This is a genomic window from Streptomyces sp. NPDC002838 (assembly GCF_040295365.1).
Classification (GTDB): domain Bacteria; phylum Actinomycetota; class Actinomycetes; order Streptomycetales; family Streptomycetaceae; genus Streptomyces.
The window spans coordinates 25,701-37,840 of record NZ_JBEOVF010000047.1 but is presented as its reverse complement, the minus strand read 5'-3'; the positions used below and the strand labels follow the sequence as shown (position 1 = coordinate 37,840).

The following is a 12,140-nucleotide window of genomic DNA, read 5'->3' as shown; positions in this document are numbered from 1 at the left end:
GCCGAGGACAGCAGAAAGGCCCAGGTCTCTGACCTGGGCCTTCTTCATGGAGCGGGTGACGAGAATCGAACTCGCGCTCTCAGCTTGGGAAGCTGATGTTCTACCATTAAACTACACCCGCGTAAGACGCCGGTCGGGACCGGTGTCGGAACGCGTCGTTACTTTACCTCATGTCGGGCCCCCGGTGCTGAAGCCGTGGGGCCCGAGGGCGTTTCAGGTCGTGTGACGGGGCTGCGGGGGGCGGGAGTTGGGGCGTACGGTGGAGGGGTGGGAGAGGGGCCGGATAGGTCGGGGTGCCGCCTGGAGAGTCGTTCCTTTGATCCCGTAATGTGGCATTTGTCGTCAGGCAAGCAGCAGTCAGACGCGGCTCTTGGGGAAGGGACTTAAGCGACTTGATGGAGCGCACCGTCGTCCGTTGTGCCGAGGGGCACGTGTTCAGCACCGCTTCGTTCCCGATGCAGCAGGCCGAGCGGCTCGGCCCCGGTCGGCTCGTCCGATGTCCACGGTGTGCCCGGCTCCGCAGTGCGGTGCCGGTGAGCCTGGAGAAGCGGTAAGGGAGCAGGCAGCAGTAGGAGAAGCACAGGCGCGCGGTCGTCCGGTTGTGGCCGGTCCGCGCGCCTTGCGTATCCTCGGGGCGTGCTTCTCTCAGACAAGGACATCCGGGCCGAGATCGACGCCGGGCGGGTACGGATCGATCCCTACGACGAATCCATGGTGCAGCCGTCCAGCATCGATGTACGGCTTGATCGGTATTTCCGGGTGTTCGAGAACCACCGGTACCCCCACATCGATCCATCCGTCGAGCAGGTGGATCTGACCCGGCTCGTGGAGCCGGAGGGGGACGAACCGTTCATCCTGCATCCCGGGGAGTTCGTCCTCGCCAGTACCTACGAGGTCATCACGCTTCCCGATGATCTCGCTTCGCGGCTGGAGGGCAAGAGTTCGCTCGGGCGGCTCGGGCTCGTCACCCACTCCACCGCCGGGTTCATCGACCCCGGGTTCTCCGGGCACGTGACCCTCGAGCTGTCCAACCTCGCCACCCTGCCCATCAAGCTCTGGCCCGGCATGAAGATCGGGCAGCTGTGCATGTTCCGGCTCAGTTCGCCGGCCGAGTCCCCGTACGGCAGCGAGCGGTACGGGTCCCGTTACCAGGGGCAGCGGGGGCCCACCGCCTCCCGGTCCTTCCTCAATTTCCATCGGACTCAGGTGTGACGGACGGGGAGCCCGCGACATGAGTGACATACGAGAGAACCTCACCTACGAGGCGTTCGGTGTCGCCGTGCGCGACCTCGCGCAGGCCGTCGCCGACGACGGGTACGAGCCCGACGTCGTGCTCTCCATCGCCCGTGGTGGTGTCTTCGTGGCCGGCGGGCTCGCCTATGCCCTCGACTGCAAGAACCTCCACCTGGTGAACGTGGAGTTCTACACGGGGGTGGGGACCACCCTGGAGATGCCGGTCATGCTCGCGCCCGTTCCCAACGCGATCGACTTCACCGACAAGAAGGTGCTCATCGCGGACGATGTCGCCGACACCGGCAGGACGCTCAAGCTGGTGCGCGACTTCTGCCTCGACGCCGTGGCGGAGGTGCGCAGCGCCGTGATCTACGAGAAGTCGCAGTCGCTCGTGAAGTGCGAGTACGTGTGGAAGCGGACGGACGAGTGGATCAACTTCCCATGGAGCGTGTTGCCTCCGGTACACAGGTCGGGGGAAGGGGCCAAGCCGAACATGGAAGCGCTCTGACCTGCACAGACTCGGCGCACCGTACTGGCCTCCACCGCTAGGTGTTTGTGAAGGCGTTGAAACAACCATGTGGTGAACCGTTGGCCAACGCCGTACGCTCCCTCTGATCAATCAAAGATTCCGTGGGGGGACATACATGCGCACAACCGCGCGCCTTGCCCTGCTGGGCACCAGCGTCGCGCTGGTCGCCACCGCAATCGGTGCCACCGCCGCCCAGGCGGAAGACGGCGGTTCGGGCAACATCACGATCGACAAGGTCGTCGTCAACGGCGGCAAGCCGGTCGTGGTCGGTACCACCAAGGTGGTGTCCGCCAAGGTCTCCGTGACCGCGTCGGACGATTCGGGCATCGCCGAGACCACGTACATCAGCGCCCACGGTCCGAGGCCGAACTACGCGCAGATCTGGTACGACGACGGGGAGATCACGTGCGTCAAGGCGAGCGCCACCACGTCGACCTGCACGGGCACGCTGACGTTCGACCCGCAGGCGTCGACCGGCTTCGTCGGCAACAGCGCGGCGGCCACCTGGAACCTCGCCACGCTGGTCTCCGCCAATGACTCCAACTACATCCACCGGGACGCGGCCACCACGTTCAGGGTGCAGCGCCACTCGAAGCTGACGGTCAACGCCTCGCCGGAGCCGGTGAAGAAGGGCAGGACCATCACGGTCACCGGCAAGCTCTCCCGGGCCAACTGGGAGGACAACAAGTACCACGGCTACACGAACCAGTCGGTGAAGCTGCAGTTCCGCAAGAAGGGCAGCACCACCTACACCACGGTGAAGACGATCAAGTCCAACTCGACGGGCAACCTCAGGACGACCGTCACCGCCTCCACCGACGGCTACTTCCGCTACAGCTTCGCGGGCACGGCGACGACTCCGGCGGTCAACGCGGCCGGCGACTTCGTGGACGTCCAATAGCCACGTACTGATAGCCACGTACTGCGAGCGTTTCTGAGACCTGACGCAGCAAGGGCTCCCGGCCTCGCGCCGGGAGCCCTTCTCGTCGTACGGCAAACGCCTAGAACGTGCCCAGCTTCACGATCGACAGCAGCGCGATCAGCTGGATCGCCGCAGCGCCCAGCGCCTTCGGCCACGGCAGGTCGTGGGAGCGGCTGACCATGAGGGTCAGCAGGGCGCCGGCCGCCACCCAGGTCGCCCAGCCCAGGAGCTGGACGAAGCTCGCGTCGCCGCCGAAGAACATGGCGACGACCAGGCGGGGGGCGTCCGTGAGGGACATGATCAGCATGGAGAGGCCGACCGTGGGCTGCCAGGCGCCGTCGCCGCCGAGCTGGCGGGCCAGGGTGTGGGTGACCACGCCCAGGACGAAGGAGCTCAGCACCATCGCGACGGCGGTGACCAGGACGATGGGCACCGCGTTCGAGAGTGTGGCGTTTATCGCATCCTCGCGGGCGCCGTCGAAGCCGAAGACCGCGAGCAGGCCGTAGAAGAAGGTCACGACGAGGGCCGGGCCCCACATCGCGTAGTCGCGCATCTGGAGGAACGTCTGGTTGGGGGAGAGGACCACTCCCCGCAGCAGTTGCTTCCAGTGCAGGCGGGGGCCGACCGGGGCCACGGGAGCCGAGCCCGCGCGGTAGGTCCCGCCCTGGTTGTAGGGGTCCTCGCCGATGGCGAACGCCTGGGTGTGGCCGGGTTGGTTGGCGGCATACGGGTCCGGGCCGCCCTGCTGCGGGTACGGGGCGCCGTCGCCGAAGTACTCCGGCTCGTCGTAGCCACCGCCCTGGCCGCCGGGCCCGGGGGCGTACTGCTGCTGCCCTGGGTACGGCTGCGGCGCCGGGGGATAGCCGCCGCCGTACGACGGTCCCGGTCCCTGGGGCGCCTGCTGCTGCCCGTACGGAGGTTGTTGCGGTCGCGCGTGAGGAGCGCCGTTGGTCCGGCCGCGTCCGATCCTGAATCCAGCCACGTCTTCGAACGTACCTGGTCCCGGAGAGCCACGTGCCGGGCCCGACGGATCGGGCCCGGCTTTGCGGCCGAGCTGTGACATCCCCTAAGGGGAGCCATGGGTGCTGCTCAGGGTTCTGCCCTACGGGACGGCTCAGTCCGCGAAGTTCGCGCCGAAGTACGGCGACCCCGTCGTCGAGACACCCGAGGTGCTCGGCGAGATCGTGCGGGAGCCGGTGGTGGTGATCTTCGTGCCGTTGGAGGGCAGGTAGGTGACCGCGCCGTTGCCCGCGTTCTCGCCGGAGCCGGCGATCAGGTCGGCCCGGCCGTCGCCGGTGACGTCGTCGAGCTTGACGTCCATGCCGAACATGTCGTCGCTCTCGTCGTTGCCCGGCACGCCCGCGGTGCTCTGCGCGAAGGACTGGGCGCCGGAGGAGGTGTTCAGGCCGCTCGCCGTGCCGTAGAGGATCGTGACCGTGCCGGTGTCCACCGCGCTGCCGATGTTCTCGCCGGCCACGCCGACGGCGAGGTCGAGGTACTTGTCGCCGTTGATGTCGCCGAGGTCGAGCTCGTAGCCGAAGTAGTCGTTGCCCTCGGAGGCGCCGGGGACGCTGCCGGTGTCCTGGGTGATGCCGGTGACCGTGCCCGGACCGCTCGCCGAGCCGTACGTCACCCAGACCTTGCCGCCCTTGGCGGAGTCCGGGATGGCCGTGCCGTCGCTGGTGGTGGTGTTCCAGTAGGCGCCGCTGACGATGTCGCCGTAGCCGTCGGCGTCGATGTCGCCGATCGCGGTGATCACGCCGGGCTTGAGGGCCTTGGCGGAGGCGACGCTCAGGCCGCTCGCGGTGCCGGGGATGAAGTAGTTGCGGTTCCAGCCGTAGTCGGTGGCCGTCTCGTAGCCGTCGACCACGAGGTCGGTGCGGCCGTCGCCGGTGACGTCGCCGGCGGTCAGGTTCAGCGGGCCGTTCCCGTCGGTGCCCTGGATGGCGGGCTTGATCGTGTAGCGGCCGCCGGGTGTGCCGGAGGAGTTGATGCCGCCCTTGAGGACGTAGATGGTGGCGGTGGAGCTGCCGACGGCCAGGTCGGCCTTGCCGTCGCCGTCGAAGTCGCCGGCGGCGAGGTGCGCGCCCCAGAAGTCGTGCCCGGAGCGGGCGGGGTCGGCGACGGTGACGCCCTTGCCGGTGATGCCGGAGGCCGAGCCCCACAGGATGGCGAGGCCGCCGCCGTCGACGTCGCCTCCGACGTCCTCGCCGGGGGAGCCGACGGCGAGGTCGTCGTAGCCGTCGCCGTTGAAGTCGGCGTACGCGGTGTCGTTGCCGAAGTAGTCGTTCGTCTCGGCCGCACCGGGCGTGCCGGTGGTGTTCTGGCTGATCGTGGCGCGCTTGGCGGAGGACACGCCGGTGGTGGTGCCGTAGAGGGCGACGACCTGCCCGGCGGCCTTCTTGCCGCCGACGTAAGCGCCGGAGGCGGAGAAGGCCACGTCGCCCTTGCCGTCGCCGTTGAAGTCGGCCTGCGGGACGGTGGTGGAGTCCGCGGCCGTCGCCGGTGCGCCCGTGGCGAGCGTGAGCAGGCCTCCGGTGAGCGCGGCGGCGGTGGCTGTGGCGAGGGCGCGTCTGAAGTGCTTGTGCATGCGGGGTTCTCCTGCGGCATGCGGGGGATGCCTGGCGGGCATCCGCAGTCGATGGGGTGCCGGACTGCCCGTGTTCGCCGGGAGTTGTCCTCGGGTACACGGGCCGGTCGGCGATCAGGAGACCTGTGCTGGTGGGGAAGGGTTGTACGGGAGTTCGGTAAATCTCGGAGGCGGCGTGGGTCACCAGCGGCTGGTGGTGCGCGTCGCGGCGATCGCCACGGTCGCGTACGGCATCGTGAAGCTGCCGCCCATCGCGTCGACGGCCGCGCCGACGCCGTCCAGGATCTGCGCCAGCCGGTCCGGCGGGAGGCGGGTGAAGGCGCCCTGGGTGGGCATCTGGTCGAGCCACTCGTCGCGGGTGTAGGTGCGCTCCCAGTCGTACTGCCACTGCTCCGGTTCGCCGAACCCGCCTGTGGCGGCCCGGATGCCGTCGGCGGCCTTGTCGAACAGGGTCTGGGATGTGTCGAGGGCGGGCCTGGCCGCCAGGGCCCGGAAGTCGAACGGGGCATCCGGGACGACCCGTTCGCAGACGTCGGCGACGGCTTCCGCCAGGTGCGGCGGCAGTTGGAAGACGTGCCAGAAGGGTGCCAGCAGCCCGCCCGGCCGCAGTACTCGCGCGGCCTTGGCCGCCCCGGCGACCGGGTCGATCCAGTGCCAGGCCGTCCCGGCGACAACAGCGTCGAACTCCCTCCCGTCCGGGTCCCATTCCTCGAACGTCGCCACGTCGACGTCGATGCCGACGCCGAGCTGCCGTGCGAGCTCGGCCATCCGCGCGTCGGGTTCGACGCCGAGGACACGGCAGCCGGCCGCCTGGAACTGCCGGGCGGCGATGCCGGTGCCGCAGCCGACGTCGAGGATGTCCGGTCCAGGGGCGCTCTCGGTGACCCGGTTCACCAGGGCGTCGGGATAACGAGGCCGGGCGCGGTCGTAGCGTTCGGCGTCCGTGCCGAAGGACTCGGCGGTGTGACGGGCCTGGTAGGGCTGTTCCGGGGTCGACGCCGCTGGAGTGGGCATGCGCCCACTATGAGCGGGCGCTCGCCCATTCGTCAATACTGGGCGCACGCCCACTCGCGAAGGGAGACGTGCGGTATGCCGACAGGGGTGGCCATGCGCGACGCGCGCCGGCAGTTGTTCGACGCGGCCGAGCGGATCCTGCTCCGCGACGGCCCGCACGCGCTCACCAGCCGGGCGGTCACCACGGAGGCGGGCTGCGCCAAGGGTGTCCTGCACCGGCACTTCGCCGACTTCGACGCCTTCCTCGCGGAGCTCGTGCTGGACCGCATAGCCCGGCTGGACGGCCGGTCCGCGGCCCTGCGCGCGGCGGCAGGCAACGGGACCGTCGTCGGCAACCTCGCCACCGCGCTGACGGAGCTGTTCGACGCGGTCGCCGTGTCGATCGTCGGCCTCGTCATCTTCCGGGACGACCTGCGGGCGCGACTGCGCGCGGCCGGCTCGACCGGCGTCCCGCTGCTGACGGAGGCGACGACCATGGTCGCCGCGTACCTGGCCGCCGAACGCGACCTTGGGCGCCTCGCTGCGGACGCCGACGTCGAGACACTCGCCCCCACTCTCATCGGGGCCGTACACCTGCTGTTCGCCGACCGGGGGAGCGGCCCGCCGGACGCGGGGGCCGTGCGCAGGGTGGTGAGTGCGGTCGTGGGTGGGGCGCTGCCCGGTGACGGTCGCGCGCACGCCGACGCCCCCCAACCCCGTTCGCCGGACCGGTGATTGGCAGATCTGTTCCACCCTCGCCAGGGAAAACCCAGGTCACGCGGTCGGGCCGGTGGAACAGACCTGCCGATCGGTGGCTTCCCGGTCACCCCGGTCTGTGCGGGGCCACCAGGCCCGATTCGTAGGCGAGGACCACCAGTTGGGCGCGGTCGCGGGCGTGGAGTTTGGTCATGGCTCGGTTGATGTGGGTCTTGGCGGTCGTCGGGCTGATCACCATGGCGTCGGCGATCTGGTCGTTGGAGAGGCCCTGTGCCACCAGGGCTACGGCCTCGCGTTCGCGGTTGGTCAGCTCCTCCAGCCCCGTACCGGCACCGGTGTGGAGCGGCTGGGTGACGTAGCGGTTGATCAGCTTGCGGGTGATCGACGGGGCGAGCAGGGCGTCACCGCGTGCGGCGACGCGTACGGCGTGGAGGAAGTCCTCCGGCACGATGTCCTTGACCAGGAATCCGGCGGCGCCGGCGCGCAGCGCGTCGAAGACGTATTCGTCGAAGCCGTAGTTGGTCAGGATGACGACGTGCACCCCGGCCAGGGCGGGGTCGGCGGCGATGCGCCGGGTCGCCTCGATGCCGTCGATGACCGGCATCCGGATGTCGATGAGCACGATGTCGGGCAGGTGTTCCTTGGTGAGGGCCAGGCCCTCCTCCCCGTCGCCGGCCTCGGCCACCACCTCGATGTCGTCTTCGAGGTCGAGGAGCGCGCGGAATCCGCTGCGCAGGAGCGGCTGGTCGTCGACCAGCAGGACGCGGATCATACGGATCATGATGTCTGGTCCACCTGGTCCACCTGGTCCACCTGGTCCACCTGGTCCACCTGGTCCACTCGGTCCGCTCGGTCCACTCGGTCCGCTCGGTCCACAGGGAGTTCGGCCTGGACGGTGAAGCCGCCCTCGCCGCGCGGTTCCGCGCTCAGGCGACCGCCGAGGGCGGTGATGCGTTCGCGCATTCCGAGCAGGCCGACGCCGGGTACCGGGGCGGTGTCCGGTGTGGCCCTGCCGTCGTCGTCGACCCGTATCGCGAGGGCGTCCGGACGGCAGTCGATACGGACCGATGCCGTGGCGGCGTCCGCGTGCCGGGCGATGTTGGTGAGCGACTCCTGGACGATCCGGTAGGCGGTACGGTCCACCGCGGCCGGCACGTCGTGTCGTTGCCCCTCGATCGTCAGCGTCGCGTCCAGGCCGATGGCACGGGCCCGTTCCACCAGTTCCGGGACGTGGTCGAGCCCTCGCGGCGGGGTCGTGTCGTCGTCGCGCAGCGCCCCCAGGGTCGCGCGCAGCTCCCGGGTCGCCTCCCGTCCGGCCTGCTGGATCGCCAGCAGGGCCTCCGGCACCTGCTCGCCGCGCTTGCGGGCCACGTGGACGGCGACTTCGGCCTGCACCTTGATGATCGAGATCTGGTGGGTGAGCGAGTCGTGCAGCTCCCGCGCGATGTGCAGCCGCTCCTCGTCGGCGCGGCGCCGCGCGTTCTCCTCCCGGGTGCGCTCCGCTTCGTCCGCCCGTCGCTCGGCCTGCCGCAGCGCCTCACCCGCGGCGCCGGCCGCGATCAGCCAGGCCAGCTCGAGGGCGCCTCGGGCCTGCGCGAACGCCTCGCTCGTGTCGTGCGGGCCCGAGACCAGGGCCGCGAGGGGGAGAGCGGCCAGCATGGCCACGGACGCCGCGATGGTGAGGGTGCGGTGTCCCGCTCGTACGGCGGCGTAGACCGCGAAGAGGTAAGCGACGGCGGGCACGTCGAACCCGGCCGCCTGGTAACCCACCGCGCACAGCCCGGTGGCGGCCAGGACGGGAACCGGGGCCCGGCGGCGCGCGGCCAGCGTCAAGCCGCCGGCTACCAGGAGCGCGTAGCCGACCAGGTCGAGGTTCGTGCTGGAGTGCTGCCCGGACAGCCCGGTGACCAGCAGCGTCGCCGCCACGCCGACGGCGATCGCCCAGTCTCTGACCCCGGCCGGGACTCCGGACAGTCCTGTGCTCATGCGCGCACCGTAGCCGGATGCCGCCGCGGGCGAGTCCCGCTCGCGGACGAGCGGCCGACTACCGCGCCCGCGGTACCTCCGCGGCGCCTGCGGCATCCGCGGCAGCCGGGTGTGCCATCGGCGGCAGCGTGAAGTGCCTGCGTCTGCGGGAGGACCGGCGGGTGCGCCCGGCGACATGATCGGGCGACAGCCAGACCCCGGAATCCAAAACGGGAACGCGACGCACGAAAGAGGAGAGGGACATGAGCCCAACATCGGTCGCCGCCAGTGTCTACGCCATGAGCGCCGGACGACTCGGGGCCAGTGCGGCCGCCGTACTGGGGCTGATCGGCGTGGTCGTCGGAGGGCTGGCTCTGGCCCGCCCCGCCGGCCGCTTCGGCACCGGCTCCGGGCGACTCGGAACCGTCGTGGCCCTGGCGGCGGGGCTGATCGCCCTGGCCCTCGGTGGGCTGGTCGTGGCCACCGCCGACGGTGGTCTCGGCACCGGCAACGGGCTGGGCGGGGGCATTGTCGCCCTGGTGGTGGGGCTGATCGCCATGGTCCTCGGAGGGCTGGCTCTGGCCCGCTCTCGCCGCAGCGCCGCACCCGTCGCACCCACCGCGCAGGCTGACAGGCTGACCGGCTGAAGACTCGTCGGAAACGACGACGCCCCCAGGCTCGGGCAGAACCTGAGGGCGTCGGGACAGCCGTAACGCCTACTTCACCGGCTGCGGCTCCGGCGCGCTCTCCGCGTCCGTCTCGCCCGCCGGAGGCTCGTCGTCCGTGACCGGCGTCTTGACGGACTCCAGCAGCAGCTGAGCCACGTCGACCACCTGGATGGACTCCTTGGCCTTGCCGTCGTTCTTCTTGCCGTTGACGGAGTCGGTCAGCATGACGAGGCAGAAGGGGCAGGCCGTCGAGACGATGTCGGGGTTCAGCGACAGGGCCTCGTCCACGCGCTCGTTGTTGATGCGCTTGCCGATCCGCTCCTCCATCCACATCCGCGCGCCGCCCGCGCCGCAGCAGAAGCCGCGCTCCTTGTGGCGGTGCATCTCCTCGTTCCGCAGGCCGGGGACGCCCGCGATGATCTCGCGCGGGGGCGTGTAGATCTTGTTGTGGCGGCCCAGGTAGCAGGGGTCGTGGTACGTGATGAGGCCCTCGACGGGCGTCACCGGGACCAGCTTGCCCTCGTCCACCAGGTGCTGGAGCAGCTGGGTGTGGTGGATGACCTCGTAGTCGCCGCCGAGCTGCGGGTACTCGTTGCCGAGCGTGTTGAGGCAGTGCGGGCAGGTCGCGACGATCTTCTTGGCCGACTTCGGCTTACGAGTGGACTCGTCCTCGTCGTCTTCCCCGAACGCCATGTTCAGCGCGGCCACGTTCTCCATGCCGAGTTCCTGGAACAGGGGCTCGTTGCCGAGCCGCCGCGCCGAGTCACCCGTGCACTTCTCGTCGCCGCCCATGATCGCGAACTTGACGTCCGCCATGTGCAGCAGCTCCGCGAAGGCCTTCGTGGTCTTCTTGGCGCGGTCCTCCAGGGCGCCCGCGCAGCCCACCCAGTACAGGTACTCGACCTCGGACAGGTCCTCGATGTCCTTGCCGACGACCGGCACCTCGAAGTCGACTTCCTTCGTCCACTCCAGGCGCTGCTTCTTGGCCAGGCCCCAGGGGTTGCCCTTCTTCTCCAGGTTCTTGAGCATCGTGCCCGCCTCGGAGGGGAAGCTGGACTCGATCATCACCTGGTAGCGGCGCATGTCGACGATGTGGTCGACGTGCTCGATGTCCACCGGGCACTGCTCGACGCAGGCGCCGCAGGTGGTGCAGGACCACAGGACGTCCGGGTCGATGACGCCGTTCTCCTCGGCGGTGCCGATCAGCGGGCGCTCGGCCTCGGCGAGGGCCGACGCGGGCACGCCCGCCAGCTGCTCCTTGGACGCCTTCTCCTCGCCCTCCATCGTCTTGCCGCCACCGGCCAGCAGGTACGGCGCCTTGGCGTGCGCGTGGTCCCGCAGCGACATGATCAGCAGCTTCGGAGAGAGCGGCTTGCCCGTGTTCCAGGCCGGGCACTGCGACTGGCAACGCCCGCACTCGGTGCAGGTGGAGAAGTCCAGCAGGCCCTTCCAGGAGAACTGCTCGACCTGGGAGACACCGAAGACGTCGTCCTCGCCCGGGTCGGTGAAGTCGATCGGCTTGCCGGCGGACGTCATGGGCTGCAGGGCGCCGAGGGCCGTCTCACCGGTCGCCTCGCGCTTGAACCAGATGTTCGGGAACGCCAGGAAGCGGTGCCAGGCCACACCCATGTTCGTGTTGAGCGAGACCGTGATCATCCAGATCATGGTCGTGCCCAGCTTGATCATCGCGAAGAGGTAGACGAGGTTCTGCAGCGCGCCGACGCTCAGGCCCTTGAAGGCCAGGACCAGCGGGTACGAGGCGAAGTACGCGGCCTCGTAGTGCTCCACGTGGTGCAGCGCGCCCTCCAGGCCGCGCAGTACGTAGATGGCCAGGCCGATGGTGAGGATGACGTACTCGACGAAGTACGCCTGGCCCATCTTCGAGCCCGCGAACCGCGACTTGCGGCCGGGCCGCGAGGGCAGGTTCAGCAGGCGGATGACCATCAGGACCGCGATGCCGATGGTCGTCATCGCGGCGATGAACTCGATGTACAGCTCGTACGGCAGGAAGCCGCCGATCACCGGGAGCGTCCAGTCGGCCTGGAAGAGCTGGCCGTAGGCGGTGATGATGGTCGGCGGCAGCGTCAGGAAGCCGATCGCCACGAACCAGTGGGCGAAGCCGACGATGCCCCAGCGGTTCATCCGCGTGTGGCCGAGGAACTCCCGCACCAGCGTCACACTGCGCGAATAGGGGTTGTCGGTCCGGCTGCCGGCGGGCACGGGCTGGCCCAGTTTGAAGTACCGGACGAACTGGCCGATGGCGCGTGCAAGCAGCGCAACGCCGACCACGGTCAGCACCAGCGACACGATGATCGCGGCGAGTTGCATTTCGGGGCTCCTCGGGCCTGCGAGGGGGGTCTTCGAGAGTACCAAGCGGTATTACTAAGCGGTAACTTATCCAGTCCGTCTGAGACTACCCCCATCTTCCGTCGCACTGTAGCCAGCTGTGCGGTGATCTGCGTCGCTGAGGCTTGCCTTAAGATCCGAACGTGTTATTCGTACCAAATTGGTACATTCGCCCCT

11 protein-coding genes and 1 tRNA gene are annotated in these 12,140 nt (G+C 69.5%); 5 read left to right on the top strand and 7 right to left on the bottom strand.

The annotated features are described in order from the left end of the window. Window positions 1–47 precede the first annotated feature (47 nt). Window positions 48–121: transfer RNA gene (locus ABT063_RS40105), tRNA-Gly, on the bottom strand. 515 nt (window positions 122–636) lie between these two features. On the opposite strand from ABT063_RS40105, the gene dcd reads away from it, so the two are divergent. From dcd to ABT063_RS40090, 3 genes are all read left to right on the top strand, one after another. Next, complete coding sequence (gene dcd, locus ABT063_RS40100) at window positions 637–1,212, top strand: dCTP deaminase (protein ID WP_164424640.1); 576 nt, start codon at window positions 637–639, stop codon at window positions 1,210–1,212. Window positions 1,213–1,231: 19 nt separating this feature from the next. Further along, a complete protein-coding gene (locus ABT063_RS40095) occupies window positions 1,232–1,741 on the top strand; it encodes a phosphoribosyltransferase (RefSeq protein WP_351065712.1) in 510 nt (169 codons plus the stop codon). A 136-nt stretch (window positions 1,742–1,877) separates the two neighbouring features. Continuing rightward, window positions 1,878–2,663 carry a single-stranded DNA-binding protein gene (locus tag ABT063_RS40090; RefSeq protein ID WP_351065711.1) on the top strand — a complete coding sequence of 262 codons (786 nt, stop codon included), beginning with the start codon at window positions 1,878–1,880 and terminating at the stop codon, window positions 2,661–2,663. 100 nt (window positions 2,664–2,763) lie between these two features. Here ABT063_RS40090 and ABT063_RS40085 read toward each other — a convergent pair whose 3' ends face one another. From ABT063_RS40085 to ABT063_RS40075, 3 genes are all read right to left on the bottom strand, one after another. After that, window positions 2,764–3,747 carry a Yip1 family protein gene (locus tag ABT063_RS40085; protein ID WP_351065709.1) on the bottom strand — a complete coding sequence of 328 codons (984 nt, stop codon included), beginning with the start codon at window positions 3,745–3,747 and terminating at the stop codon, window positions 2,764–2,766. Between the two features lie 51 nt (window positions 3,748–3,798). Further along, window positions 3,799–5,274: an FG-GAP-like repeat-containing protein gene (locus ABT063_RS40080; protein ID WP_351065707.1), complete on the bottom strand. Its 1,476-nt coding sequence runs from the start codon at window positions 5,272–5,274 to the stop codon at window positions 3,799–3,801. A 180-nt stretch (window positions 5,275–5,454) separates the two neighbouring features. Continuing rightward, window positions 5,455–6,288 carry a class I SAM-dependent methyltransferase gene (locus ABT063_RS40075; protein WP_351065705.1) on the bottom strand — a complete coding sequence of 278 codons (834 nt, stop codon included), beginning with the start codon at window positions 6,286–6,288 and terminating at the stop codon, window positions 5,455–5,457. A gap of 75 nt (window positions 6,289–6,363) precedes the next feature. On the opposite strand from ABT063_RS40075, the gene ABT063_RS40070 reads away from it, so the two are divergent. Continuing rightward, window positions 6,364–7,002 carry a TetR/AcrR family transcriptional regulator gene (locus ABT063_RS40070; RefSeq protein WP_351065703.1) on the top strand — a complete coding sequence of 213 codons (639 nt, stop codon included), beginning with the start codon at window positions 6,364–6,366 and terminating at the stop codon, window positions 7,000–7,002. Between the two features lie 88 nt (window positions 7,003–7,090). On the opposite strand, the gene ABT063_RS40065 is transcribed toward ABT063_RS40070, so the two are convergent. Both ABT063_RS40065 and ABT063_RS40060 read right to left on the bottom strand, forming a co-directional pair. Then, window positions 7,091–7,756, bottom strand: a complete 666-nt coding sequence (locus ABT063_RS40065) for a response regulator (RefSeq protein ID WP_351065768.1) — start codon at window positions 7,754–7,756, stop codon at window positions 7,091–7,093. Between the two features lie 5 nt (window positions 7,757–7,761). After that, window positions 7,762–8,970 (bottom strand): sensor histidine kinase, encoded by a 1,209-nt coding sequence (locus tag ABT063_RS40060; RefSeq protein ID WP_351065701.1) that lies wholly within the window; start codon window positions 8,968–8,970, stop codon window positions 7,762–7,764. Window positions 8,971–9,212: 242 nt separating this feature from the next. Here ABT063_RS40060 and ABT063_RS40055 point away from each other — a divergent pair, with 242 nt between their 5' ends. Then, window positions 9,213–9,596 (top strand): DUF6223 family protein, encoded by a 384-nt coding sequence (locus ABT063_RS40055; RefSeq protein ID WP_351065699.1) that lies wholly within the window; start codon window positions 9,213–9,215, stop codon window positions 9,594–9,596. 69 nt (window positions 9,597–9,665) lie between these two features. On the opposite strand, the gene ABT063_RS40050 is transcribed toward ABT063_RS40055, so the two are convergent. After that, on the bottom strand, window positions 9,666–11,945 hold the full coding sequence (locus ABT063_RS40050; protein ID WP_351065697.1) for a heterodisulfide reductase-related iron-sulfur binding cluster: 2,280 nt from the start codon (window positions 11,943–11,945) through the stop codon (window positions 9,666–9,668). Between the last annotated feature and the right edge of the window lie 195 nt (window positions 11,946–12,140).